Below are 26,097 nucleotides of genomic sequence, written 5' to 3'. Positions count from 1 at the left end.
AGCGCCTACAGGCACTGCGGGAGAGGGCCGATGACGACGAAGCGCGACGAAGCACAGGCTGGTGGACACCATGCCCAATCCGAAATCTTCCTCTCACATCCGCTTCGCCGCCGTCGGCGACCTCCATGTCCAGAAGGACTCCGCCGGTACGTTGCGCAGCCTGTTCGCCCAAGCCGACGAAGAGGCCGATGCGCTGCTGCTGTGCGGTGACCTGACGGACTACGGCACCGAGGAGGAGGCGCGCGTCCTGGTCGAAGAGCTGAGCGCAGTTCACATTCCTGTCGTCGCCGTCCTGGGCAACCATGACTTCGAGTCCGGCACTCCCGAGGTGGTGGTCGGGCTGCTGGCGCAGGCCGGCGTTCGCGTGCTCGATGGTTCGGTCTGCGAGATCGAAGGCGTGGGCATCGCGGGCGTCAAGGGCTTCGGCGGCGGTTTCGGACGCGGCTCGCTGGGCGCGTGGGGCGAGCCAGCCATCAAGCTGTTCGTGCAGGAGGCGCTGAACGAGGCGATGAAGCTGGAATCCGCGCTGGCCAAGCTGCGCACCCGGCGTCGGATCGCGCTGCTGCATTACGCGCCGGTCGTCGGCACGGTCGAAGGCGAGCCGGCGGAGATTTTTCCTTTTCTGGGCAGCAGCCGCCTAGAGGAACCGCTGTTGCGGTACCCGATGGATGCGGTGTTCCACGGCCACGCGCACCGGGGCACGCTCGAGGCGCGGACCATCAATGGCGTGCCGGTCTACAACGTTGCCAAGCCCTTGCTGCAACGCAGCCGGCCTGATGTGCCGCCGTTCTTTCTGTATGAGTTATCGCGAGAGGTGCCCGATGAAGGGGGGGTGGCGACCGTGTGAAGCGACGGCCGCTTTGGGGATCATTGATTTAACATAAGGCACATTGTGTTATTTTTATGGATGCCTCAGAACGAGGTCACCCATTCCCTGAACTGCGCAATCCAGTGCCTCAAGACCCCTGCGGACTGACAGACGCCAGCGAAGGATCGAAATCCGCCTCCACACGCCCGATGTCCGGCACGCGCTGATACCGGAGCACCCGGTACCCGGCTTCGATCAGCATCGCATCGCGGTCCGGATCGCGCCTGGCCTTGTCTTTCTGGTTCTTGTCGCCGAGCTCGACCACGGCCACGACCTTGAACGAGCGATCGCACACGACGAAGTCGGCGATCCTGCGGCTGAACGTGCTGCGCGCCGCGCGCGTGCGGGCCGTGAGCAACGCGCCGAAGCTGACCTGCGGAAGCACCACCAGGTCCGGCAGGGTTTGCACGAGGCGGTTATACATCGCCTGTTCGCGCGCATTGAGCGGCGCCCGTGCCTTGGGCTTGTCGACAAAGCCGCTGGTGCTTTGCTCAGACCGCTTCTTGGCCACCACCAGGAACACCAGCACCCCGACGGCCAACAAAACGACCATGAATAGGAACGTATTCATCTCTGCTTCTCCTTCTCCACAGAGTCTCGCACGAGTGCACAGGCGCCCTTTTGGAGCTGTTCTGGCGGGGCCTGCAATGCGATGGATTCAGCCTTCAGCGCCCCTCAGCGCTTGGGCGAACTCCCGGATCCTCTGCCTTCGTAGTTCACTCCCTTGGTCTGCTTGATCTCGATCTTCTTGGCGTCGGGACACGGCACGTTCGAGTACGTGATCTTGTTGCCCTCGACACACTTGTAGATCGAGTGCTGGGCCGTCGCGTCGAGCGCGAAATTCGCAAGGCCCAGTGCGACGACGACGCCGCCGAATCTCTTCACCATTTACCGTCTTTCGGTGGCGCCTTCAGGCCGGGTTTGGCATTCATGGCCGCCGTGATCAGCTGCGCCGCTTCCGCACGGTTCGCCTTGTTCGCGAAGTCGACCGCAGTCATACCCAACTGATTTTTCATCGCTGTGTCAGCACCTTCGGCCAACAGCAGTTTCACGGCTTCGCCCGAGCCGTACATGGCGGCCATCATCAGCGGCGTGGTGCCGTTGGGCGACTGCGCATCGATGAAGGCGTAGTTGTCCAGCAGCACCTTCATGATGGTCAACTGGCCGCTGGTGGCCGCGTAATGCAGCGGCGTCCAACCGGTCTTGTTGACGGCGGCGTCGCGTTTGAGCAGCTGGTTGACCAGGTCCTGCTGGCCCTTGATGGCCGCCAGCATCAGCGGGGTTTCGTCCTTGGCGTTGGCGATGTCGACGTTCAGTTGCGGCGATTCGAGCAGCACCTGGATCACCTTCGGCGACGGTTCGCGCAGCGCGATGAGCAGGCCGGTCTGACCGTGTTCGTCGCGCGTGTTTGGGTCGAATCCGCGTTGCAGCAGGGTGCGAACGCCGCTCGCGTTGTCGCCGCGCACGGCACGGAAAAAGTCCTCGAACGATCCGGCATGCGCTGCAAAAGATGCAGCAATGACAAGGAGATAAAGCGACTTCTTGAAGTAATTTCTCATGATTTGACGTCCCTGAACAGCGTTTCGAAGTTGTCGCTCGTCGCCTTTGCAATGGCCTCGACGGGCACGTTTCGCAGTTCGGCGATCTGTTGTGCCACATAGGGCACGTACGACGGGTTGTTGGTCTTGCCGCGGTACGGCACGGGCGCCAGGTACGGGCTGTCGGTCTCGATCAGCATGCGGTCCAGCGGCACGAAGGCGGCCACGTCGCGCAGGTCCTGCGCCTTCTTGAAAGTCAGGATGCCCGAGAAGGAAATGTAGAAGCCCAGGTCCAGCGCCGCGCGCGCCACCTCGGCGGTCTCGGTGAAGCAATGGAACACGCCACCGGCCGCACCGGAAGAGCCGTCTTCGCCCTCCTCCTTCAGGATCGCAATCGTGTCGGCGGAGGCCTCGCGGGTGTGGATGATGAGCGGCTTGCGGGTCTGTTGCGCGGCGCGAATGTGCACGCGAAAGCGGTCGCGCTGCCATTCCATGTCGGCGATGCTGCGGCCGCCCTTGCGCTCTTCCATCTGGTAGTAGTCCAGGCCCGTCTCGCCGATCGCCACCACGCGCGGCCGGGCCGAAAGCCGCACCAGGTCTTCGACGCTGGGCTCGGCGATGTCCTCGTTGTCGGGGTGCACGCCCACGCTGGCCCAGAAGTTGTCGTAGCTGGCAGCCAGGGCCTGCACATCGTCGAACTCCTCGAGCTTGGTGCAGATGCACAGGGCCCGGTCGACCTTGGCCGCGGCCATGGCGGCGCGGATCTGCGGCATCTGGTCCGCGAACTCAGGGAAGGTCAGGTGGCAATGGGAGTCTGTGAACATCGGAAATGACGGTAGGGCCGGCGCACCCGTCACAAGTGTGAAATGGCGCCGAGCACGGAGTTCCGCGTCACCGGGACGGCAGAAAACTCAGATGGTTTGGGTGGGGCGGTCCGACGCCATCGAGCCGCCGAGGGCGGCCTCGATGCGCGCCTTCAGCTGCCGCGATTTCTCGTCCGACGGAAACCGGATGCCCACGCCGGGCGCCCGGTTGCCGGCGGCGCGTGCCGGCGTGATCCATGCGACCTTGCCGGCCACCGGATAACGCTGCGGGTCTTCAGGCAGCGTCAACAGCACGTAGACATCGTCGCCCAGCCGGTACTCGCGCGTGGTCGGAATGAAGATGCCGCCCTCGGCAAAGAGCGGGATGTACGCCGCATAGAGCGCGCCCTTCTCCTTGATGGCGAGCTGGATGACGCTCGGCCTGGCGGGCGTGGCGGCTGCGGACGCAGCGGGGGCGGGGGCGACAGGTTGGTTCATGGGCGGCGAGCGGCTGAGTTTAGGGTGCTTCGCGCTTCGCTCACAAGCGCTTCGAGCATGAGACCTGCATTGAATGGATGTTCGGCGGTTCTCGCGGCGTTCGCGAGCGACTTCGACCAACGCGCCAACGCCAGCCGCGACGGCGCCGCCGGCAGGTCGGCCGCCTCGAAGAAACGTGGCTCGGCGCCGTTGCCGACAGCCATCAGGTCGTGGCAGAGCTTCTGCAGCGCGCCGACGGCCTGGGCCGGCGCGTGGTCCGACAACGCACCCACGTCACCGCGCGAGATGGCCTTGGGAAACAGCGACCACGCCTTGGGCGACTGGCCAGAGCGCGCAAGACGTAGTGCATCGCTCGGGCGTCCGCCGGCAGCGCGCAACAGGGCGGCCGCATCGGCGGCCGGAACGTCCTGCGCAATGAGCCAGGCTTCGGCCTCGGCCGTTTCGGGCCACGGCAGCGTGAAGCCCAGGCAGCGGCTGCGAATGGTCGGCAGCAGCTGCCACGCGGCTTCGCTGGCGAGCACGAAGCGCACGTCGCCGACCGGCTCCTCCAGCGTCTTGAGCAGCGCGTTCGCGGTGATGGTGTTCATGCGCTCGGCCGGATACACCAGCACCACCTTGCCGCGCCCGCGCGCGCTGGTGCGCTGGGCAAAGCCGACCGCATCGCGCATCGCCTCGACGCGGATCTCGCGGCTTGCCTTGCGCTTCTTGTCGTCGATGTCGGCCTGCGCCTTTTCGTCGAGCGGCCAGCCCAGTTCCTGCATCGCGACTTCGGGCATCAGCACGCACAGGTCGGCGTGGGTGCGGACCTCGATGGCGTGGCAGCTCGCGCAATGGCCGCAGGCCGTACCGCCCTCTTCCGCTGGCTGCTCGCACAGCCAGGCGGCCGCGAGCGCCAACGCGAGTTCATATTGGCCGATGCCCGACGGCCCCTGCAGCAGCCAGGCATGGCCGCGCTGGCGCAGCAATTCAGCGAGCGGCTGGCGCAACCAGGGCGTAAGGGCCGGCGTGCTCATCGTGAGATTCCTGCGTTATGCGACGCCAGCACGCCGCGCGCCACCAGCGCCGTCTCGATCTGCTGCCAGACCTGGTCGCGCGCCTGGCTGGCGTCGATGCGAACGAAGCGTTGCGCGTCCGCGGCGGCGCGGTCTGCGTAGCCTTGCGCCACGCGGCGGAAGAACTCGACCGGCTGCGCCTCGAACTTGTCGGGCACGCGCGCACCGGCCAGCCGCTGCGCGGCGATCTCGGGCGCCAGGTCGAACCACAGCGTGACATGCGGCTGCAGCAGCCCTTGCGCCCTGCCCCCTTGCACCCACTGCTCCAGCGTCGAGAGCACTGATGCATCGAAGCCGCGCCCCGCGCCCTGGTAGGCGAAGGTGGCGTCGGTGAAGCGGTCGCACAGCACGAGGTCGCCGCGCGCGAGCGCCGGTTCGATGACCTGCACGATGTGGTCGCGGCGCGCCGCGAACACCAAGAGCGATTCGGTCAGCGGGTCCATCGGCTGTTCGAGGATCAGCCCACGCAGCGTTTCCGCGAGCGGCGTGCCGCCGGGCTCGCGCGTGCGCACGACGGTGCGGCCCTGCGCCTTGAAGAGCGCTTCCATCGCGTCGAGGTGGCTCGACTTGCCCGCGCCATCGATGCCTTCCAGCGTCAGAAAAAGCCCCTCGCTCATTGCGTAGCCTTCGGTTTGGTTTCACCACCACTGCCACCACCGCGCTGATAGCGATTGACCGCACGGTTGTGATCGTCCAGCGAACTGCTGAATTGACTGGTGCCATCGCCCCGCGAGACGAAATACAGCGATTTGCTTTGCGCCGGCTGCACCGCCGCGAGCAGCGCGGCCTTGCCCGGCATCGCGATCGGCGTGGGCGGCAGGCCGCCGCGGGTGTAGGTGTTCCAGGGGCTGTCGGTCTGCAGGTCTTTCTTGCGCAGGTTGCCATCGAAGGTGGCGCCCAGGCCGTAGATCACCGTCGGGTCGGTCTGCAGCGGCATGCCGATGCGCAGGCGGTTGGTGAAGACGGCGGCGATTTCGGCGCGGTCGTTGGCCTTTCCTGTCTCCTTTTCGACAATGCTGGCCAAGATAAGCGCCTCATCGGCCGATTTGAGGGGCAAATCGGCCGCCCGCGCCGCCCAGGCGGCCTCGAGCTTCTTGTCCATGGCACGCATGGCCCGCTGCAGCAACACGATGTCGGTCGAGCCCTTCGAGTAGGTGTAGGTGTCCGGGAAGAAGCGCCCTTCGGGGTGCACGCCCGGCTTGCCCAGCTTGGCCATGAGCGCGTCGTCGGTCAGGCCCACGCTCTCGGGCTTGAGCTGGTCGGCCTTACCCAGCGCCGCGCGCACCTGGCGCATGTTCCAGCCCTCGACCAGCACGAGGCTGCGGGTGGCCTCTTCGCCGCGCACCAGGATGTTGAGCAGCAGCTTGGGCGTGACGCCGCGCTCCAGCTCGTAGCTGCCGGCGCGCATCTGGCGGTCTTGCCCCGAGACGCGGAACCACAGGTAGAGCAATTGCGGCTGCACATCGACGCCGGCATCGGCCACGGCCTGCGCGATGCCGCGCGGCGTGGTGCCGGGCTCGACCGAAAGATCGGCGCTGGGCGCCGACATCTTGAGCGGCTGGTGCACCCACCAGAGTCCACCGGCGCCGAGCGCGAGCGCGATCAGGGCGGCCAGCAGGAAGAGCGTAAGAAAGAAGCTGCGCACGAATCCGATGGAGAGCGTTGGATCGACCAGGAAGAAAAAAAAGGGGGGAGTCCCTGCCGCACCGGGGGGGACAGGCCGACCATGATAATTCAGCGATGACCACCACAGTCGTTCTCAACGGGGCTGCCACGCTGTCCCCACTCGGCGTGATCCGCGCCGAAGGCCCCGATGCCGCCAGCTTCCTGCACGGACAACTGACCCAGGATTTCTCCGTGCTCGGCGCCACCGAAGCCCGCCTGGCCGCGCTCTGTACCGCCAAGGGCCGCGTGATCGCGAGCTTCATCGGCATCCGGCCGCAGCCCGAATTGATCCTTCTGGTGTGCAGCCGCGACATCCTCGCCGCGACGCTCAAGCGCCTGTCGATGTACGTGCTGCGCGCCAAGGTCAAGCTGACCGACGCCACCGACCAGTTCGCGCTCTACGGCCTGGCCGGCACCGCGCTCACCGCCAACGGCCTGGACGCGGCCACGCCGCCCGGCCAGCGCACGGCCGTCGGCGATGGCGTCAGCGCCGTCTCCCTGTATCCGGCCGACGGCGTGCCCCGCGCACTCTGGATCGCCCCCGCCGACCATGCCGCGCCGGCCGGCCCGCAGCTCGACACCGACCTCTGGCAATGGAGCGAAGTCCGCAGCGGCATCGTCACCGTGACCACGCCGATCATCGAAGCCTTCGTGCCGCAGATGATCAATTACGAATCGGTGGGCGGCGTGAACTTCAAGAAAGGCTGCTACCCCGGCCAGGAGATCGTGGCGCGCAGCCAGTTCCGCGGGACGCTCAAGCGCCGCACCTACCTCATGCAGGCCGGCGCGGCCGTGGCGGCCGGGCAGGAAGTGTTCGCGGCGGCCGATGGCGACCAGCCGGTCGGCACCGTGGCCCAGGCCGCGCAGGCACCCGGCGGCGGTTGGTCCGCACTGGTCTCGATGCAGATCTCGGCGCTCGAAGCTGGCGCCCTGCATGCGGGCGCGGCCAACGGCCCGGCCCTCTCGGTCGAGCCGCTCCCCTACCCCCTGCTCGAAGACATCTGATTTTTCTTCCCCCAAAGCCCTGACTGAAAGGGCGTTTGGCGCCATCGAAAAAGATGGCGCCATTTTTTTGTGTGTCGCTTAACCCCGCCGTCGATGCTGCGCCGTAGAAGCCTGCATCGATCCACTCCTGGCAAGGAAGAGCACCATGAAGCGCAGACTTTTTTCCACCGTCCTGGCCCTGACCGCCCTCACCACCGGCCTGGCGGCCTGCGCCGAAAGCCCGGCCCGGCCGTTCGCGCTGCCGTCTTCCGCGAGCCGCATCGGCTCGCTGATGCAGATCGCCATCGTCGATCGCACGACCGGCGCCGAGCTCCCGATCTATCGCCACCGCGGCGAATACTGGGTAGCCGGCCGCCCCGGCGCACGCTATGCGATCAGGGCGCGCAACGCGATGGGCGAACGCATCATGGCCGTGATGTCGGTGGACGGCGTCAATGTCGTCAGCGGCGAAACCGCGGGCATCGGGCAGACCGGCTACGTGTTCGGCGCGCGCGAGAACAGCGACATCACCGGCTGGCGCAAGAGCGATTCGCAGATCGCGGCCTTCGAGTTCGCTTCTGCCGGCAACTCCTACGCAAGCCGCACCGGCCGGCCCGATGACGTCGGCGTGATCGGCGTCGCGTTGTTCCGCGAGAACGTGCCCGTGCCGCCCCCACCACCGATTGCGCCTTATCCGAGCCGCGACGAGTACAGTTCGCGCGACCGCGAACTGCGCAGCGAATCCTCTGCGATGGGCGATGCCCGCGCCAAGTCGGCGCCCGCCGAGGCCGAAGCGTCGGCCCAGGCCCCCGCCGGCAGCATGGCGCGCCGCCAGGCACCGGCCCCGAGCCTGGGCACGGCCCATGGCCGCCGCGAGACCTCTTATGTCGGCAAGACGAACTTCGAGCGCGCGCAATCGACGCCCGACGAAGTGGTCCGCATCCGCTACGACAGCCGCGAGAACCTCGTCGCCGCGGGCGTGATTCCGGTGCCACCGACACCGCGCTGGCCGCGTCCGGCCGGCCCGTCGCCGTTCCCCGGCTCAGATCCCGGCTACGTGCCGGACCCGCCCGCACGCTATTGACCGAAAGCGATCAGCGCAGCGCCCGCCGCATCTCCACGTGCGGGATGCCTGCCTCGTCGAACGGCTCGCCATGCACCGCATATCCCAGCCGCGCATAGAACCGCTCGGCGCTGCGCTGTGCATTGAGCGCCACTTCGCGATCACCGCGCGCCCGGGCCGCATCTTCCAGCGCCTGCAGCACGGCAGCGCCATGCCCGGTGCTGCGCAGCGTGCGATGCACCGCCACGCGGCCGATGTAGGAGACGCCGTCTTCCGCGTCCAGCAGCCGCCCGGTCGCGATGACCTGGCCGATGCGATTGCGCGCCACCGCATGCAGCACGACGGCATCGTGCGCGTCCCACTCCAGTTCCTTCGGAATGTTCTGCTCCTCGATGAACACCGCGCGCCGCAAGGCGGCCGCGCCTTCGCCGAGCGCATCCCACCCGCCCGTTTCCACGGCGCGCATCGGCTCGCCGGCCTCGAAGCCCAGCAGCACTTCGCGCAACGCCGCAGGAACGGGCTTCGACGTCTGCGTGGCCGGATCGGCAAACACATAGACCAGCTCGCAGCCCACCAGGTACTGGTCCTGCCGGAACAGTGCGCCCTCGAACACGATCGACGAATTGCCGATGCGCGCGCACTTCATGCCCACGTCGATCACGTCGTCCATGCGGGCCGAGGCGCGGAAATCGATCGTCGCCTTGCGCACGTACAGGTCGCCGCCCAGCGCATGCATCGCCTCTTCATACGGCAGCGCCATCGCGCGCCAGTAGTCGGCGATGGCCGTGTCGAAGTACATCAGGTAGTGCGCGTTGAAGACGATCTTCTGCATGTCCACTTCGGCCCAGCGCACGCGCAGGCGGTGAAAAAAGCGGAAGTCCTCGCGCCGGTTCGCTGTCTCTTTAGCGGTCTCTGTCATGGTGCCAATGCGTCCTTGAGTGCCCGGGCCGCGTCGCCCTGCGCCTGCAGCGCCTCGGGCAATGCGCGGCCCATCTTGATGAATTCGTGGATCACGCCGCGGTAGATCTCCAGGTCCACCGCCACGCCCGCCGCGCGCAGCTTGTCGGCATAGGCGATGCCTTCGTCCACCACCGGGTCGCATTCCGCCAGGCCGATCCACGCGGGCGCGACGCCATCGACGTCGTCGGCCAGCAGCGGCGCAAAGCGCCAGTCGTCGCGGTCGGCCGGCGTGCGAACGTACTGCGCGAAGAAGAAATCGATCATCGCCTTCGTGAGCAGCGGGCCGTGCTCGAAGCGCCGGTGCGAGTCCGTGTCCTGGTGCGCGGTCATGCCGGGGTAGATCAGCATCTGCAGCGCCACCGGCAGGCCCGCATCGCGCGCCATGATCGCGCACACCGCGGCCAGCGTGCCGCCGGCGCTGTCGCCGCCGACCGCGATGCGCCCGCCATCGAGCCCGAGGCTCGCGCCCTGCGTGGCGACGAACTGGAAGGCGTCCCATGCATCGTCGGAGGCGGTCGGAAATTTGTGCGCGGGCGCGAGGCGGTAGTCCACCGACACCACCGCGCACCCGCTCTTGCCGCTCAGCACGCGGCACAGCGTGTCGTGCGTGCGGACGTTGCCGACGGTGAAGCCGCCGCCATGAAAGTACACCAGCACCGGCAGCACGTCCGACGAAGGCGCGTAGAGCCGCGCGGGTATCGCAAAGCCGTCACGTGCAGCGATGCTGAAGTCCTCGATGCGCGCCAACTCGGGCTTGGGCACTTCGAGCACGCCCGCGCCTTTTTCGTAGGACGCCTTCGCCTCGTCGGGCGACAGCTGGTCGAGCGTCGGATGGCCCGCACGCGCCATGCGCTCGACCACGCTGGCCATCTTGGCCGTCAGCGGGTGCGGGGGGAAAGTCGTCGGCGGGTTGCTCGTCATGTTCCGGGCGTGACAGCTGCAAGGGTTTTGTGGATGGGCAAGACGCTCCCCTGTTGTTAGATTCGGATGGTCGGCAATCGTACTTCCCCCAGCGAACACGCCCCATGGCACTCATCCAATACCTCACCCAGATCCAGTTCGAATTCGGCGCCATCAAGCTCCTGTCCAGCGAGTGCGCCCGCATCGGCATCAACCGCCCGCTGATCGTGACCGACGCGGGCGTCCGCGCGGCCGGCGTGCTGCAGAAGGCGCTCGACGCCATCGCAGACCTGGAGGTCTCGGTGTTCGACCAGACCCCTTCCAACCCCACCGAAGCCGCCGTGCGCGCGGCCGTCGAGCTCTACCGCAGCGGCCGCTGCGACGGCCTCATCGCCGTGGGCGGCGGCTCGGCCATCGACTGCGCCAAGGGCGTGGCCATCGCGGCCACGCACGAAGGCCCGCTCAAGACCTACGCCACCATCGAGGGCGGCTCGCCCAAGATCACCGATCGCGTGGTGCCCCTCATCGCGGTGCCCACCACCAGCGGCACCGGCAGCGAGGTGGCGCGCGGCGCCATCGTCATCGTCGACGACCACCGCAAGCTCGGCTTTCACAGCTGGTTCCTCATGCCCAAGGCCGCGATCTGCGACCCCGAACTCACGCTGGGCCTGCCGCCCAAGCTCACGGCCGCGACCGGCATGGACGCCATTGCGCACTGCATGGAGACCTTCATGTCCGCCGCGTTCAATCCGCCGGCCGACGGCATCGGCCTGGACGGCCTGGAACGCGCGTGGCTTCACATCGAACGCGCGACGAAAGACGGCAGCGACCGCGAGGCGCGCCTCAATCTCATGAGCGCATCGATGCAGGGCGCGATGGCCTTCCAGAAGGGCCTGGGCTGCGTCCATTCGCTCAGCCACAGCCTGGGCGGCGTCGATCCGCGCCTGCACCACGGCACGCTCAACGCCCTCTTCCTGCCCGCGGTGATCCACTTCAACGCGGGCGCCGAGTCGGTGCAGAAAGACCAGCGCCTGCAGCGCATGGCCCAAGCGATGCACCTCGATTCGGCCGGCGATCTCGGCGATGCGATCCGCGACATGAACGCGCGCCTCGGCCTGCCCAAGGGCCTCGCGGAAGTCGGCGTCACCCCCGCGTTGTTCGAGAAGATCATCGACGGCGCCATGGCCGACCACTGCCACAAGACCAACCCGCGCCTGGCCACGCGCGACGACTACAAGGCCATGCTCGAAGCGTCGATGTAAGGCGCACCGCGCCATCGAGCGCGCAATCGTCGATCGCCCCGCACAAGCGCCACGCCCATCGTGCGCAGGGCATCGGGTGCTCCCCGCAGCGAAATCAAGGAGGAGGCCGCAGGCCGGGGGACATTCGCGGAGGGGAGCACCCGATGCCCTGCGCACGCGCCCCGAACGACAGCGCGAGCGCCCTCCCCGCGTCATGCATATGACATAACGAATTCCTAGACTGCCCTTCGAAGGCTCCGCATCCGCAGAAGCCCCAAGGGACAGGGAAATTCCGAATGCCACGTACCGTCCAGGTTCACACCGTCCTGAACACCGAGCAGCTGAAGTTCCGCGCGATGCGGGGACGCGAAGGCCTCTCGCAGCTGTTCGAGTTCGAGGTCGACATGGTCAGCCCCAGCTTCAGCCTGGACCTGAAGACGCTGCTGGGCACATCGCTCACGATCGAGCTGCAGGACGGCGGCGCGCCGCGATTCCTGAACGGCACCGTGGTGCGCTTCGAGCTCGTGGGCCGCGCCAACGAAACCGGCCGCCACTACATCTACCGCGCGCTCGTGCAGCCCTGGCTCTGGTACCTCACCCGCACCACCGACAGCCGCATCTTCCAGAACAAGAGCGTGCCCGAGGTGCTCGACGACGTGCTGGGCAAATACGGCTTCCAGTTCGAGAAGCGCCTGACGGGCAGCTACCGCGCGTGGGAATACTGCGTGCAGTACCAGGAGAGCGACTTCGCCTTCGCCAGCCGCCTCATGGAGCACGAGGGCATCGCCTACCACTTCGAGCACGGCAACGGCTCGCACCTCTTGGTGCTGGCCGACGACACCGGCGGCTACGGCAACCTGCCGGGCTACGCGACCATTCCCTACCGCCCGCGCGACCGCGTGGTCAACGCGATGGAGCCCTGCATCGATCGCTGGCGCATCGCCGAGCAGATCACCTCGGGCCGCGTGATGCTGGACGACTTCGATTTCAAGAAGTCGCGTGCCTCGCTGCAGAGCGTGCAGCAAGACCCCAAGCCCCACGACCACTCGACCTACGAAGTCTATGAATGGCTCGGCGGCTACAGCGAGCACGGCCAGGGCGACGCCTACGCCAAGATCCGCCTGCAGGAGCTGCAGTGCGCCTACGAACTGGCCGCGGGCCACACCAACGTGGTGGGCATGGCGCCCGGCTACCTGTTCCAGATGACGCACTGCCCGCGCGAGGCCGACAACCGCGAGTACCTGGTCACCGAAACGCGCTACGACCTGCAGGAGCCCGAGTACTCCAGCGGCGGCAGCGCCGAATCGGTGTGCGAATTCGACTTCACCGTGCTGCCCTCCACCGTGGCCTACCGCCCCGCGCGCAAGACCCCCAAGCCGCGCACCAACGGCCCGCAGACCGCCACCGTCGTCGGCCCCGAGGAGATCTGGACCGACCGCTTCGGCCGCGTGAAGCTGCAGTTCCGCTGGGACCGCTACGGCCAGTCGGACGAGAACAGCTCCTGCTGGGTGCGCGTGTCCAGCAGTTGGGCCGGCACCAACTACGGCACCATGCACATGCCGCGCGTGGGCCAGGAAGTGATCGTCGATTTCATCGGCGGCGAACCCGACCGCCCCATCATCACCGGCCGCGTCTACAACAGCGACCAGATGCCGCCGTGGGAGCTGCCGGCCAACGCCACGGCCAGCGGCATCCTCACGCGCTCGAGCACCGGCGGCGCGGCCAACCAGGCCAACATGCTGCGCTTCGAGGACCGCACCGGCGCCGAGCAGATCCTGCTGCACGCCGAGCGCAACCTCGATGTGGAGGTCGAGGCCGACGAGACCCACACCACCGACGGCACCCGCACAACCCTCATCAAGGGCCACGAGTCGGCCACCTACCAGAGCGGCGAAACGCGCGACATCACCGCGGGCGCGAAAGAAACCATCACCGGCGGCGACACCCGCAGCGTGACCGGCGGCTTCGGCGAGACCATCACCGGCGGCGTGAGCCAGACCATTTCTGGCGGCAAGACGCGCACGCTGAGCGGCGGGCTGAACGACACCATCACGGGCGGCGTGCAACTGGCGATCACCGGCGGCTTCCACGGCACCATCGACGGCAAGGAAATCCGCTTCGTGAGCGATGGCCGCACCGACACCATCGACACCTCGAACAACGTCACGGTCAACGGCCCCTCGACCACGGTGGTCACCGGCCCCACGGTGCACACCTCGCCCGACGTGACCTTCAACACGACCAACCACATCCACAACACGACGCAGCACGTCATCAACACGACGACCTACAACACCACGTCGACCACCTACAACAACCTCACGGTCAACTACACCAACAACTCCGCCACCTACATCAACAACTACGCCAAGAGCAGCGACTGGCGCTGGTTCCGCGCGGGCGGCGTGGGTTTTCGCATCAGCCTGGTGGGCATCTCGCTGGACGTGTGGGGCGCGCGCCTGCAGTACTACGCGGGCCTGAACGCGCAGATCGCGACCGTGAAGATCGACACGGCCGTCTTTTCGCTCAAGAACAAGCCGCTCGAAGTCAGCACCAAGGGCCTGGCCATTGCGAACAAGGGCATGCTCATCGCCACCGGCGGCCTGGCCGCGAAGTTCAAGGTGCTCACCCTTGTGGTTTGAAACGCTGCTCTGGGTCGTGTTCGCCGTCGTGATGAGCGCGGTGATCGTGACGGCCATTTCGGTGGTGATCGTCGCCTCGCGCGAGAACCGCATCTATTCGGCCGAAGAAAAAACCTGGAAGCGCCTCGCGCAGCACGGCATTCCGGCGGAGGCCATCGTCGAATCGGTCAAGCGCTCCGAGCACGAGCTCACGCGCGGCGGCTCGCAGGGGCAGACGGTGCTGGCCGTGGAGATGTCGCTGAAGGTGTTCGACGGCGCGGGCGGCGCGAGCCCTGCCGTCGTGCGCACGCTGGTCGACGAAGCGCTGCTGCCGCAGTTCTGCATCGCGGGCACGCGGGTGCACCTGCTGCGCGACCCCGACGACGCATCGAGCCTGGCCATCGACCGCACGCGCACGCCGCTCGAAATCGCGCGCGCCGCGGGTTGATCGAAGCCACGCCGTGAAGACCGTCAAACCCCTGCGCCTGAGCGTCATCACGCGCCCGTTCTTGCGCGCCGGCCACCAGCGGCTGGGCGTGACCGCGATGGGCATGGTCGCGATGGACGAGACACCGGTGCTGCTGCCCGAACCCGAGTTCTGGAAAGCGGTCTCCGACGAACTCGGCCCCACCGGCGTGCTCGACCTCGGCATGCCCAAGGCCTGCGCCGAATTCCTCGCGACCGGCCATGCCTACACGCACCATCAGAAAGAAAAGACCGCCTGCGCCGTCGCGCTCAACGTCGGCGCGCTGAGCCGCCAGCTCGTGGTCTTCGGCGACCGCTTCTGGCTCGATGGCCGCGCGACCGCGCCGCAGCCCTTCGAATCGATGCGCCTCGATTGGACCCGTGCCTTCGGCGGCCCCGCCTTCGCCGACAACCCGCTGGGCATTGGCCATGCGCCCGAGCTGGTGAATGGCCTGCTGGTGCAACGCCTGCCCAACATCGAGCATCCGCACCGCCGCATCGACCAGCCCTCGCGGCAACCCGAGCCCGCGTGCTTCGGCGCGATGGACGTGAGCTGGCCGAGCCGCATGCGCCTCATCGGCCGGCATTACGACGCGCACTGGCGCGAGAGCCTCTTTCCGGGCTTTTCGGAAGACATGGACTGGCGCCTCTTCAACGCCGCATCGCCCGAGCAGCGCTGGCCCGACCACGACCGCATTCCGGGCGGCACGCCCTACGAGGTGTGGAACATGCACCCCACCCTGCCGGTGCAGCGCGGCCGGCTGCCCAACTGGCGCGCGCGCGCCTTCATCGCACGCAAGACCGCCTCGGGCCAGGCCGAGCCCGAGCGCTTCGAAGAGGTGCCGCTGCGGCTCACGACCGCGTGGTTCTTTCCGCACCTGTCGCAAATCGCGTTGATCTGGCACGGCGAAACCGCCATCGCGGAAGACGATGCGGCCGACGTGACGCACGTGATGCCCGCGATCGAATCCGCCGCCGAAGCCGAGCGGCCGCTCGCGCACTACTTCGCGATCCTGCAGCGCCGCAGCGACCCCGAGACGGGCGGCCTCTACATGTTCCGCGACGACGAACTGCTGCCCGCCGAGGCCATCGGCCCGTGGATCGACCAGATGGAAGAGGAAGAGTCCGCGCTCGTGCGCAACATGCGCGAACGCGGCAACACGCTGCGGCAGGACCTCACGCAGCAAGGCCTCGACGCCGGCCACAAGCCGCGCCACTTCAAGACGCAGGCGCTGCCCGCGCCCTTCACGAAGATGCCGACGCTCGGCGAACTGCCCGGGTTCATCGAGCGCACCAAGGTCTACGAGCGCGAGCAGCAGCAAAAGCTCGACGCCGCGCGCCGCGAGCTCGCGCAGATGGCGGAGGCCAACGCGGTGGAGTCGCGCAAGGTGGGCTTCGACAGCCGCGCGCTCGTGGCCGATGCGAACGGCAGCCAGGTCAAGGGCCCGCCCAGCTTCGATGCGCGCGGCGTGATGCAGGGCATGCTGGGCATCGCCCCGGCCACGCGCACCGCGCCCCTGTCGCCGGCCCAGGAGGCGGACCTGCGCAAGACCGCGGAAAGCGGCCAGCGCGGCCTCATCGACATGTACCGGCTCGGCGCGCAGCACCAGTCCGCGGCCGATGCGATGACCACCGCACGCACCGGCGAAGCCCGCGCGCGCGTGCAGGCGCTCATGGCCACCACGCGCGACCTCTCGGGCCTGGACCTGACCGGCGCCGACCTCTCGCACATGGACCTGCGCGGCGCCCGCCTGCACCGCACGCTGCTCGAAAGCGCGGACCTCTCGGGCGCACAACTGGACGATGCCGACGCCACCGAAGCCGTGCTGGTCCGCGCGCGGCTCGCGGGCGCATCGCTCGCGGGCTGCGTGCTGCAGAGCGCCAACCTGAGCCTCGCGCACTGCGCGCGCACCTCGTTCGCGCGCGCGCAGTTCGATGAAACGACGATCGAGAAAACCCGCTTCGACGACTGCGATTTCTCGGAGGCGCGCCTCGCGCACCTGAACCTCCTGGGCATGCATTTCCAGAACTGCCGCTTCGACCGCGCGCACTTCGACTACGTGACGATGCTCGAGCAGAGCCGCCTCGTGGACTGCAGCTTTCGCGCGGCGACGCTGCACAAGTTCGGGCTCATCTCCTGCGTGGTCGAGCGGCTGGATTTTTCGGAGGCGAATCTCGAGGCCTGCGCCTGGGTCCACACCGTCGGCGACCACGGCATCGCGTTCACCGCGGCCACGCTCAAGACCACCTGCTTCGTCGGCACCAGCAGCCTGCGCACCATCGACTTCGAAGACGCGACGCTCCTCCAGTGCAGCCTGCGCGACATGATGCTCGACGGCGCGCTTCTCGCTCGCGCCACGCTGGACACCTGCGACTTCTCCGGCTGCAGCCTCGTGGGCGCGGACCTCGGCCTCATCGACGCGCCCGAAAGCCTTTTCATCCGCGCGGACCTCACCCATGCGTCGCTGCGCGGTGCCAACCTCATGAACGCAAGCCTCCAGAAAGCGACGCTCGTGGGCGTCGACCTGCGCGACGCCAACCTCTTTCGCGCCGACGTGTCGCAGGCGCTGATCGACACCGTCACCGAAACCCGCGGCGCCTACATCGAGCAGGCCAAGACCCTCCCGCGGCGCGTGGCGGAACCGGCGCGATGACGCCGGAGGCGTTGGCGCAGAAGGTTCGCGGCGGCGAGTTCATCAAGGGCCAGGATTTCAAGGGCATGCAGCTGGACCACCTCGACCTGCGCGGCGGCAGCTTCGGCGAATGCGATTTCTCGCAGGCCAGCCTCGAAGGCGCGCAACTGACCGAATCGATGTTCGACACCTGCCGCTTCGACGGCGCGCGGCTCGATGCCGCCGACTTGCAGCGCACAGCGTTTCACAAATGCGGCCTGTCGCAAGCGAGCCTGCGGGGCGCGACGATGACGCGCGCGGCCTTCAGCGAATCGGCCCTGAAGCACGCCGATTTCGCAGAGGCCCGGCTCGACCTCGCCGCCTTTCACAAGAGCACGCTCGATGCGGCGCGCTTCGACCGCGCCGACCTCACCAAGACCGTGTTCGGCGAGTCGGCGCTGGACGCCGCGCACTTCGACGATGTGCGGCTCGACACCACCGTCTACTACCGAGCCGGGCTGCGCGGCGCGAGCTTCAAGGGCGCGAGCTTTCACAACGTGATCTTCAGCGAGGCCGATCTGGCGGGGCAGGATTTCTCGGGGCAGCAGTTCCATCTCTGCCAGTTCATCGACGCCGACCTGACAGGCTGCAATTTCGACAGCGCGCGGCTCACGCAGTGCAACTTCAAGGGCGCGAAGCTGGAGCGCGCGGTGCTCACCGGCGTGCATGCGCCGCAGTGCCTGTTTCCGGAGGCCGACCTGCGCGGTGCCGACTGCCGCGGCGGGCAGTTCGAGCAAAGCATCTGGGTCGACGCGACGCTTACCGATGCGGACCTGTCGGACGCGCAGCTCGTGCAATGCGTGTTCCACCGCGCGCGCTGCAACCGCGCTTCGTTCGCGCGCAGCCAGCTGGTCTACGCGGACTTTTCGTACGCCGACCTGAGCGACGCCGACATGCGCGGCGCGACCTTCCAGCGCACGCAGCTGCACCGCGCGATCGAAGCCGGCACGCGCTGGAGCGACCGCCTCGGCGTGCTCGACAGCGACCCCGCGCTGTTCGAGGCCGAGCGCTTCTCGGCGATGCGCGAGCGCCGTCCCCAGCGCGCGGGCCGCGACCCGCTGGGCCGCCCGTTGCCGCCAGACCGCAAGGACCTTTCATGACCCATCGCGCCATCCGCGAATCCATAGAAGCGCCGCACCTCGTGCCGGACATGCCCGCGCACGCCCCCGAAGGCGACATGCAGGCGCTCCTGCGCAAGCCCCTGCCCTCCTCCGTCGCGACCGCCGTCTCTCCGTGGACCGGCAGCGCCCTCGGCACCGTCGTGCAGCCCGTGGCGGAAGGCGGCTTTCTCGTCGCGCCGCAGGACGGCGGCGCCCCCTGGCAGTGCCCGCGCGCCGCGAGCTGCCTGCTGCAACCCGCCGCCGGCGACACCGTGCTTATGGCCGGGCCGCACCGCGAGCACGTCTACCTGATCGCGGTCATCACGCAGGCGGATGCGAGTCAGGCGCACATCGTCACCGACGGCGATCTCACCATCCGCTCGCGCCAGGGCCGCATCGCGCTCGATGCGCCCGAGCTGCGCATGCAGGCGCAGAAGGCGCAGCTGGATATCGCCGACATGGACTACCGCGGCGCCGAGGTGCGCGTGACCACGCTGGTCGCGCGCTTCGTGGGTCGCACGCTGGAGACGGTGCTCGACCGCCTGAGCGTGCTCACGCGTTCGAGCTTTCGCCTGACCGAAGAAGTCGAGCAGGTGCGCGCCGGGCAGATCGACATGCAGGCCAAGGAGACGCTGCGCCTGCACGCGAAGAACACGCTTGTCACCAGCAAGGCGCTGGTCAAGGTCGATGCCGAACAGATCCACATGGGCTGAAGCCCGCTGACCCCCACCGATTCAAGGAGCCGTTGCCATGTTCGCCAATGCACAGATGATGGGCGTGGACCTCGCCTTCCCGGACGTCTGCAAGACGCCCCCGGCGCTGCCCATCCCCTACCCCAACTTCGCGCTCGGGCCCACGGCCATTCCCAACGCCTGGAACATCCTCTACGGCGGAACGCCCGCGCACAACATGGCGACCACCACGCCGATCACCAACGGCGACAACGCCGGCGTGCTGATGGGCGTGGTGTCGCAGACGGTGATGGGGCCCTCGCGGCACATCACCGGCGCGTTCACGGTGCTGCTCAAAGGCACGCCGTGCACGCGCATGACCAGCCTGTCGGTGCAGAACCGCTGCAACATCGTCGGGATGCGGATCGTGCCGAGCCAGTTCAAGGTGCTGGTGCTGGCGGCTTGAGGGCCGGTCGCCCGGTCATTGGGGCGCCGAGCACCTCCACGCGCCCAGCGTCGAGGCCGCAGGAATTTCACCGGAGGCGTTCCTGACAAGCGATGGCGTGCTGGCGACGGCGTTGTCGTCGTGGACCCATTTGTCGAGGTCAGACACAGCGTTCCAATTCAATTGCATGGCGCTCAATCCGATTCTCTTGAGCAGCGAATTGGTGTTGTAGAACCCGTGGCTGTAATCTTCGATGAAATAGGTGCGAACGGAATTCTTGATATCGCTCGCCGTTTCTTTTCGGGCCAATTCCTTGACGAATTCGCCTGCCTGGCTGCAAGGCACCAGGAAATCGGAAGTCCCCTGGTAAATAATGATCTTCTTGCCTTTTTTGCCTGCTCTTTTCTGGTTTGCCGCAGCATCGAAGAAATTGGCAAGATCACGCGGCTTGACGTTCCACACGGGCGCCAGTGCATCCAGCAATCTGCCATAACCATCGTAATTCGCACCGGATTGAACGGCGACATCCGCCAGGCGCCGGGATGTCGAGCCCAGCGCATCGCTGAGTGTCTGATCGGACACGTCCTGGCCAAAAAGACTGGTCAATATGGCGGCGCTGCTGTTCCAATTGACCACCCAATCATTGACCACCGCCGGGACTTCCAGCGTTTTCAGCAGATTGGTTTCATCGACCGGCGGCGCACCGGCAATGACGCCGTCATACGCATCGGGCCAATTCGCCACGGCTTTCAAAGCCTGCCGGCCACCAGTGGAAATGCCGACGAAATAGGTGTCGGTGGGCGCGGCGCCTGTGAGTTTTCGCGACAGGTACAGGCCGACGTCGAGCGTTTTCTTGATTGAATCCTGCCCGAAATTCTTCACTGCCTCCTGCCTGGGCACATCGCTCAATTGCCTGCCCGGTTGCACGAACGCCGGATCGAATGCCTTCGACGAAGCACCGGCACCGGCATCGCCGAGGACGACCGCGTAATTCGACAGCGCCGGACCTTGCCACGACGGCGAGAATTGCTGGTTGCTTTGCTGGCCGGCCGCGACTACGTTGGTATCCCATGCAAATCCACCGCCTCCTAGCTGAATGAATTTACCGTTCCATTGCGCCGGTATATAGACCTGGTAATTGATATCTGGAATTCGGTAATCGGGTGCCTTGACGGCAGGATCTATTCCACCGGGCGATGTGGGTTGGATGGTTCCCTTGATCAAACAATAGGCAGGAAACGCAAGCCAGACCTGCTCGACCGATGTGATCTTGAATCCGCCGGTCTTGGGCGAAGGAAATCGGGTGTTCCGGAAATCATTCAATACGGCATCGGTATAGGCCGACCCATTCAATTGATTGGTGCAAGTGCGCACGAGCGTGGCAGAAATATCATTGGCCGCATGCGCCACGGAGAAAACGCCTCCGAAGGCGATTGCCACGAAAAATGATTTAGGCAACCGCGGCGACGGCCGAGCTCCCGAAGACCCATTATTTTCTGTCTTGGTCAAGATTTGTCTCCAATTGATTGAATTGAATTGAATATTCACGGGCACCATCCATGCGTATGGATGGCGCCGCGCCTTCTGCGAGGCCGTGGAAATTCTCAATCGCCTGGCGACGGGCCGCACTATCCCTGCGGCGCCAATCGAATGACCTTCAGTGCATGTGCGGTCGGCTATTCAGCCTTGACCCCCGCCGTGCGGATGACCTTGCCCCACTTGGCCGTCTCGGCCGTGATGAACGCGTCGAACTCCTCGGGCGTGCTGCCCGCCGGAATCGTGCCCATCGCGTCGAGCCTGGCGCGCGTCTCGTCGCTCTTGATGATCCGCGCCACCTCGTCGGACATGCGCTTGACCACATCGCGCGGCGTGCCCGCCGGCGCCAGCATGCCGGCCCAGGTGCTACCGGTGAAGCCCGCGAAGCCCTGCTCGATGAAGGTGGGCACATCGGGCGCGGCGGCCAGGCGCTTGTCGCCCGCCACGCCGATCAGCCGCACCTTGCCGGCCTTGGCCTGGTTGATGAGGCCGGTGGGCGCGTCGAAGAACAGCTGGATCTGCCCGCCCATCAAATCCGTGAGCGCGGGCACGGCGCCGCGGTAGGGGATGTGGATCATGTACGTCTGCGTGAGCGACTTCCACAGCTCGGTCGTCAGGTGCGCGGCCGAGCCGTTGCCCGAGGAGCCGAAGCTCACCTTGCCGGGGTTGGCGCGCGCGTAGTCGATGAGCTCGCGCGCGGTCTTGAACGGCGCGTTGATGTTCACCGCTGCGAGGAGCGGCGAGACGCCCATCAGCGAGACGCCCGTCAAGTCCTTCTGCGGGTCGTACGGGAGCTTGGGGTACAGCGTGGTGTTGGCCGCGTACGCCGCGATGACGACGCCGAAGGTGCTGCCGTCGGCCGGCGCCTTGGCGATCGCGTCCACGCCGATGAGGCTGTTGGCGCCGGGCTTGTTGTCGATGAGCACCGGCTGGCCCAGGCGCGTCTGCAGGCCGATCTGCACGAGCCGCGCCATCTGGTCGGTGAAGCCGCCGGGCGTGTAGGGCACGACGATGCGGATCGGCTTGCTCGGCCACGCGGTCGTCTGCGCGAACGAGGGAACGGCGAGGCTGGAGGCGGCGGCGGCGAGCGTGAATCGGCGGCGTGTCAGCGTGGAAGGCTGGGGAGGTTGGAAATGGGGCATGCGTGGCTTGTCTCTTGTTGCTTCTGAATGGACCGGGCCATTCTCGAAGCGCCACCTGCGATGCCCGTCAGGGTTTGCCCCGGCGGCGAGGCGCCCTCACTTGCTCAGAGCGGCAGAACGTCGGGCGCGCGCCCGTTCGCGAGCCACCCTTCGAACTCATCCGACAGCCGCTGCGCCTCGCGCGTCGCCTTGCCCCAGGCCGTGATGCGCGCCTGCGCGTCGTTCTGGAAATGGATGAAGTCCTTGCGGTCGGGCAGCTTGCCGTTGGGCAGCGACTTCACCCATTCGGGGTCGGGCGCGAGCACCACCATGCGGTCCAGGAACCCGGTGGCCTTGTGGCGCCAGCGCAGCCCCTTGTCGAGCCAGCCCGGCACCACCGCGCGCTGGAAGTGCGGGTACAGCACGATGCCTTCGTCGGCCGCGTCATGGGCAGTCCGGTAGTCCAGGTGCAGGTGGTAGTCGGTGATGCCGCCGTCCCAGTAGGCGCCGCGCGGCGCGCCCGGAATGTCGTGCACCGCGGCGAGCAGGAACGGGATCGAGCACGAGGCCTGCAGCACCATGTTGAAGTTGGCCTCGCTCAGCGCGTGCTGGCGCGTGCGGAAGTCCTGCGTGCCGAAAGGCAGCGCCGCGCCCGGCGTGGAGAACACGCAGCGCTCCAGCCACGCGCCCAGGCTCTTGCGGTAGACGCTGTTCGACGCGAAGGCGCCGAGATAGCCGAACGGCGTGCGTGCCCTGCCCTCGCGCCCGAGGATGTGGCGGCCGCGCGAAGTCACCACGTGCAGGCGGTAGCGCGGATGGTTCAGCACCTCGCCGATGCGCCCGCCGTAGAAGTCGACCAGGCTTTCGGCGAAGCGCTCGCTCAGCTGGTGCGGGCTCAGGCGCTTCTGGCCCGGCGGCACCTCGAACTGCTGGCGCACGTAGTCGTGCTCGAAGCGCTGGAAGGCGGCTTCGGGGTCCGAGAGGCACGCCGTCGAGAGCCGCCAAGCGCCGATCGATGCACCCACCAAGTGCACTTGCTGGCTCGACTGCGTGAGCCACCGGCCGAAGATGAAGCGATCGAGCGGCCCGAGGATCAGCCCCTTCGGCCCGCCCGCCGCGCCGGGAACGGTGCGCACGTCCTGCGGGCGCAGGCCGCTCTGTTCGATGTGCTTGCGGGCCGCGGGACCGGCGTAGATGCGCAGGGCTTTCATGCAGTGCCGTGCTCGCGAAAAACATTCATGACTGACGACGGTCCACAGACTTCTCTCAATGAACCGGCGCAACACTCCGTCTGCGCGCCGCGCCTCTCGGCAAAGCCGGAACGTCGGCACTTGCAGGCGCGGAAAGCAGCAATTGCTTCAACGACAGATTGACCGCCGCGAGCGCATCGCCACTCGGCGCAGCGCCAATTTTCGATCCGTCATTCAGAGGCTCGGCGCAGTCCTTGGTGATTGATGCTGGCTTGCGATTCATGGCGTTCCTTCGAGACTACTTGCGCAACCCCTGCAGCTTCGCAAACGCATTCGCCATCTGCCCCGCCGGCTGCGGCGCGTTGTCGCGGCGCGGCTGCTGCTGGTTGCCGCGCCCGGCGCCTTCGAAGCGGTTGTCGCGCGGGCCGTCGCGGCGCGCGGGCGCCGCATCGAGCTTCATCGACAGGCCGATGCGCTTGCGCGCCACGTCCACTTCCATCACCTTGACCTTGACGATGTCGCCGGTCTTCACGACCTCGCGCGCGTCGTTCACGAACTTGTGGCTCAGCTGGCTCACGTGCACCAGGCCGTCCTGGTGCACGCCCAGGTCGACGAAGGCGCCGAACTGGGCCACGTTGCTCACGGTGCCTTCCAGGATCATGCCCTCGACCAGGTCCTTGATGTCGTCCACGCCGTCGTTGAAGCGCGCCACCTTGAAGTCGGGGCGCGGGTCGCGGCCGGGCTTCTCGAGTTCGCCGAGGATGTCTTTCACCGTGATGACGCCGAACTTCTCGTTGGCGAAGAGCTCGGGCTTCAGGGTCTTGAGCATTTCGGCGCGGCCCATGAGCTCGGCGATCGGCTTGCCGGTCTTCACGATGATCTGCTCGACCAGCGGATAGGTTTCCGGGTGCACGCCGGTGATGTCCAGCGGATCGGCGCCGCCGCGGATGCGCAGGAACCCGGCGCTCTGCTCGAAGGCCTTGGGGCCGAAGCCGGTCACGTCGAGCAGTTGCTTGCGCGTGGAGAACGCGCCGTTCGATTCGCGCCAGCGCACCACGGCCTTGGCCACGCTGCCCGAGAGGCCCGAGACGCGGCTCAGGAGCGGCACGCTCGCGGTGTTCAGGTCCACGCCCACCGAGTTCACGCAGTCTTCGACCACGGCCTGCAGGGTGCGCGCGAGCTCGCTCTGGTTCACGTCGTGCTGGTACTGGCCCACGCCGATGCTCTTGGGATCGATCTTCACGAGCTCGGCCAGCGGGTCTTGCAGGCGCCGCGCGATGGAGGCGGCGCCGCGCAGGCTCACGTCCACGTCGGGCATTTCCTGCGAGGCGAATTCGCTGGCGGAATACACGGAGGCACCGGCCTCGCTGACCACGACCTTCTCGACCGTCATTTCAGGGGCGCCGGCCTGTTCGGCCATCTTGGCCAAGAGCTTGATGAGGTCGGCGGCCAGCTTGTCGGTCTCGCGGCTGGCGGTGCCGTTGCCGATGGCGATGAGGTTCACGCCGTGCTTGGCGCACAGCTTGCCCAGGGTGTGCAGCGAGCCTTCCCAGTCCTTGCGCGGCTCGTGCGGGAACACGGTGGCGGTCTCGACCAGCTTGCCGGTCGAATCGACCACGGCCACCTTCACGCCGGTGCGGATGCCGGGGTCCAGGCCCATCACGACGCGCGGGCCGGCGGGTGCGGCCAGGAGCAGGTCGCGCAGGTTGTCGGCGAAGACCTTGATCGCGACCTTCTCGGCGTCTTCGCGCAGGCGCGTGAAGAGGTCGCGCTCGGTCGAGAGCGCCAGCTTCACGCGCCAGGTCCAGGCCACGCACTTGCGCAGCAGGTCGTCTGATGGGCGGCCCGCATGGCTCCAGCCCAGGTGCAGCGCGATCTTGCCTTCGGCGATGCTGGGCTTGCCCGGCTCGGGCTCCACGGGCAGCACCAGCTTGGCATCGAGGATGTCGAGCGCGCGGCCGCGGAACACGGCCAGCGCGCGGTGCGAGGGCACGCGGCCGATGGGCTCGTCGTATTCGAAGTAGTCGCGGAACTTGGCGATGTCGGCGTTGTTCTCGTCCTTGCCGGTCATGAGGCTGGATTTCAGCAGGCCCTCGGCCCAGAGCCATTCGCGCAGGCCCTGCACGAGCGCCGCGTCTTCTGCCCAGCGCTCCGAGAGGATGTCGCGCACGCCGTCGAGCACGAGGGGCACGGTGGAGAAATCGGGGCCCGGCTTGCCATCGTCCAGCGTGGTGGCCGGTTGCAGGAAGGCCTTGGCTTCGACGGCCGGGTCGAGCGTGGGGTCGGCCAGGAGCTTGTCGGCCAGCGGCTCGATGCCGAATTCGCGGGCGATCTGGCCCTTGGTGCGGCGCTTTTGCTTGAAGGGCAGGTACAGGTCTTCCAGCTCCTGCTTGGTGGGCGCGAATTCGATCGCGGCGCGCAGCTGGGGAGTGAGCTTGCCCTGCTCGTCGATGGCCTTGAGCACCGCCACGCGGCGGTCCTCGAGTTCGCGCAGGTAGGAAAGACGCGCTTCGAGTTCGCGCAGCTGGATGTCGTCCAGGCCGCCGGTCACTTCCTTGCGGTAGCGGGCGATGAATGGAACCGTGGCACCTTCGTCGAGCAGTTCGACGGCGGCCTTCACCTGGTGCTCGCCGACCTTGATTTCAGTGGCGAGCTGGCGAATGATTTTCTGCATGTCTTGAGCGCATCCCTGGCAAAGCGCGGA

25 protein-coding genes are annotated in these 26,097 nt (G+C 67.1%); 10 read left to right on the top strand and 15 right to left on the bottom strand.

The window, feature by feature from the left end; genetic code table 11:
- Positions 1-70: 70 nt before the first annotated feature.
- Positions 71-847 carry a metallophosphoesterase family protein gene (locus JC881_RS00600; protein WP_198783782.1) on the top strand — a complete coding sequence of 259 codons (777 nt, stop codon included), beginning with the start codon at positions 71-73 and terminating at the stop codon, positions 845-847.
- Between the two features lie 109 nt (positions 848-956).
- Here the strand turns inward: JC881_RS00600 and JC881_RS00595 are convergent, their stop codons facing one another.
- From JC881_RS00595 to mltG, 8 genes are all read right to left on the bottom strand, one after another.
- Entirely contained in the window at positions 957-1,439 is a 483-nt protein-coding gene (locus tag JC881_RS00595; protein ID WP_198783781.1) for a DUF2726 domain-containing protein, read from the bottom strand.
- Between the two features lie 104 nt (positions 1,440-1,543).
- Positions 1,544-1,756, bottom strand: a complete 213-nt coding sequence (locus JC881_RS00590) for a DUF4124 domain-containing protein (protein ID WP_198783780.1) — start codon at positions 1,754-1,756, stop codon at positions 1,544-1,546.
- Positions 1,750-2,427: an ankyrin repeat domain-containing protein gene (locus JC881_RS00585; RefSeq protein ID WP_198783779.1), complete on the bottom strand. Its 678-nt coding sequence runs from the start codon at positions 2,425-2,427 to the stop codon at positions 1,750-1,752. Before JC881_RS00585 ends, JC881_RS00590 begins: the two co-directional genes overlap by 7 nt.
- Positions 2,424-3,230 carry a TatD family hydrolase gene (locus JC881_RS00580; protein ID WP_198783778.1) on the bottom strand — a complete coding sequence of 269 codons (807 nt, stop codon included), beginning with the start codon at positions 3,228-3,230 and terminating at the stop codon, positions 2,424-2,426. The genes JC881_RS00585 and JC881_RS00580 overlap by 4 nt, the downstream gene beginning before the upstream one ends.
- Before the next feature lie 87 nt (positions 3,231-3,317).
- Positions 3,318-3,707, bottom strand: coding sequence for a PilZ domain-containing protein (locus JC881_RS00575; protein WP_198783777.1), 390 nt, complete (start codon positions 3,705-3,707; stop codon positions 3,318-3,320).
- On the bottom strand, positions 3,704-4,720 hold the full coding sequence (locus JC881_RS00570) for a DNA polymerase III subunit delta' (RefSeq protein WP_198783776.1): 1,017 nt from the start codon (positions 4,718-4,720) through the stop codon (positions 3,704-3,706). Before JC881_RS00570 ends, JC881_RS00575 begins: the two co-directional genes overlap by 4 nt.
- Positions 4,717-5,376, bottom strand: a complete 660-nt coding sequence (tmk, locus tag JC881_RS00565) for a dTMP kinase (protein WP_198783775.1) — start codon at positions 5,374-5,376, stop codon at positions 4,717-4,719. The genes JC881_RS00570 and tmk overlap by 4 nt, the downstream gene beginning before the upstream one ends.
- On the bottom strand, positions 5,373-6,404 hold the full coding sequence (gene mltG, locus JC881_RS00560; protein WP_198783774.1) for an endolytic transglycosylase MltG: 1,032 nt from the start codon (positions 6,402-6,404) through the stop codon (positions 5,373-5,375). The genes tmk and mltG overlap by 4 nt, the downstream gene beginning before the upstream one ends.
- A gap of 95 nt (positions 6,405-6,499) precedes the next feature.
- Between mltG and ygfZ the strand changes: the two genes are divergently transcribed.
- Complete coding sequence (ygfZ, locus tag JC881_RS00555; protein WP_198783773.1) at positions 6,500-7,429, top strand: CAF17-like 4Fe-4S cluster assembly/insertion protein YgfZ; 930 nt, start codon at positions 6,500-6,502, stop codon at positions 7,427-7,429.
- Between the two features lie 145 nt (positions 7,430-7,574).
- Entirely contained in the window at positions 7,575-8,492 is a 918-nt protein-coding gene (locus tag JC881_RS00550) for a hypothetical protein (RefSeq protein WP_198783772.1), read from the top strand.
- Positions 8,493-8,502: 10 nt separating this feature from the next.
- Here JC881_RS00550 and JC881_RS00545 read toward each other — a convergent pair whose 3' ends face one another.
- Together JC881_RS00545 and JC881_RS00540 are read right to left on the bottom strand one after the other, a co-directional pair.
- Positions 8,503-9,390: a YbgC/FadM family acyl-CoA thioesterase gene (locus JC881_RS00545; RefSeq protein WP_198783771.1), complete on the bottom strand. Its 888-nt coding sequence runs from the start codon at positions 9,388-9,390 to the stop codon at positions 8,503-8,505.
- A complete protein-coding gene (locus tag JC881_RS00540) occupies positions 9,387-10,352 on the bottom strand; it encodes an alpha/beta hydrolase (protein WP_198783770.1) in 966 nt (321 codons plus the stop codon). The genes JC881_RS00545 and JC881_RS00540 overlap by 4 nt, the downstream gene beginning before the upstream one ends.
- A gap of 104 nt (positions 10,353-10,456) precedes the next feature.
- On the opposite strand from JC881_RS00540, the gene JC881_RS00535 reads away from it, so the two are divergent.
- The 7 genes from JC881_RS00535 (at position 10,457) to JC881_RS00505 (ending at position 19,567) form a co-directional block, all read left to right on the top strand.
- Positions 10,457-11,593 carry an iron-containing alcohol dehydrogenase gene (locus JC881_RS00535; RefSeq protein ID WP_198783769.1) on the top strand — a complete coding sequence of 379 codons (1,137 nt, stop codon included), beginning with the start codon at positions 10,457-10,459 and terminating at the stop codon, positions 11,591-11,593.
- Positions 11,594-11,868: 275 nt separating this feature from the next.
- The gene (locus JC881_RS00530) at positions 11,869-14,214 is read left to right on the top strand and encodes a type VI secretion system Vgr family protein (protein ID WP_198783768.1); all 2,346 of its coding nucleotides are present in this window, start codon (positions 11,869-11,871) and stop codon (positions 14,212-14,214) included.
- Entirely contained in the window at positions 14,204-14,641 is a 438-nt protein-coding gene (locus JC881_RS00525; RefSeq protein ID WP_233101468.1) for a hypothetical protein, read from the top strand. Before JC881_RS00530 ends, JC881_RS00525 begins: the two co-directional genes overlap by 11 nt.
- Before the next feature lie 13 nt (positions 14,642-14,654).
- The gene (locus JC881_RS00520) at positions 14,655-17,312 is read left to right on the top strand and encodes a DUF2169 family type VI secretion system accessory protein (protein ID WP_198783767.1); all 2,658 of its coding nucleotides are present in this window, start codon (positions 14,655-14,657) and stop codon (positions 17,310-17,312) included.
- Positions 17,309-18,430 (top strand): pentapeptide repeat-containing protein, encoded by a 1,122-nt coding sequence (locus tag JC881_RS00515; RefSeq protein WP_198783766.1) that lies wholly within the window; start codon positions 17,309-17,311, stop codon positions 18,428-18,430. Before JC881_RS00520 ends, JC881_RS00515 begins: the two co-directional genes overlap by 4 nt.
- On the top strand, positions 18,427-19,143 hold the full coding sequence (locus JC881_RS00510) for a DUF3540 domain-containing protein (protein ID WP_198783765.1): 717 nt from the start codon (positions 18,427-18,429) through the stop codon (positions 19,141-19,143). The genes JC881_RS00515 and JC881_RS00510 overlap by 4 nt, the downstream gene beginning before the upstream one ends.
- Before the next feature lie 37 nt (positions 19,144-19,180).
- Positions 19,181-19,567, top strand: a complete 387-nt coding sequence (locus JC881_RS00505; RefSeq protein WP_198783764.1) for a DUF4150 domain-containing protein — start codon at positions 19,181-19,183, stop codon at positions 19,565-19,567.
- Between the two features lie 15 nt (positions 19,568-19,582).
- Here JC881_RS00505 and JC881_RS00500 read toward each other — a convergent pair whose 3' ends face one another.
- The 5 genes from JC881_RS00500 to JC881_RS00480 form a co-directional block, all read right to left on the bottom strand.
- Complete coding sequence (locus JC881_RS00500) at positions 19,583-21,055, bottom strand: tannase/feruloyl esterase family alpha/beta hydrolase (protein WP_198783763.1); 1,473 nt, start codon at positions 21,053-21,055, stop codon at positions 19,583-19,585.
- 167 nt (positions 21,056-21,222) lie between these two features.
- The gene (locus JC881_RS00495) at positions 21,223-22,224 is read right to left on the bottom strand and encodes a tripartite tricarboxylate transporter substrate binding protein (RefSeq protein WP_198783762.1); all 1,002 of its coding nucleotides are present in this window, start codon (positions 22,222-22,224) and stop codon (positions 21,223-21,225) included.
- Between the two features lie 104 nt (positions 22,225-22,328).
- A complete protein-coding gene (locus JC881_RS00490) occupies positions 22,329-23,414 on the bottom strand; it encodes a phospholipase (protein WP_198783761.1) in 1,086 nt (361 codons plus the stop codon).
- A 55-nt stretch (positions 23,415-23,469) separates the two neighbouring features.
- Complete coding sequence (locus JC881_RS00485; RefSeq protein ID WP_198783760.1) at positions 23,470-23,676, bottom strand: hypothetical protein; 207 nt, start codon at positions 23,674-23,676, stop codon at positions 23,470-23,472.
- Positions 23,677-23,691: 15 nt separating this feature from the next.
- Positions 23,692-26,067, bottom strand: a complete 2,376-nt coding sequence (locus tag JC881_RS00480; RefSeq protein WP_198783759.1) for a Tex family protein — start codon at positions 26,065-26,067, stop codon at positions 23,692-23,694.
- Between the last annotated feature and the right edge of the window lie 30 nt (positions 26,068-26,097).

It is taken from the genome of Variovorax sp. IB41 (assembly GCF_016405905.1).
In the GTDB taxonomy this organism is placed as follows: Bacteria; Pseudomonadota; Gammaproteobacteria; order Burkholderiales; family Burkholderiaceae_C; genus Variovorax.
Note: the sequence above shows the minus strand (reverse complement) of the source record. Positions and strands in the feature narration are given on the sequence as shown.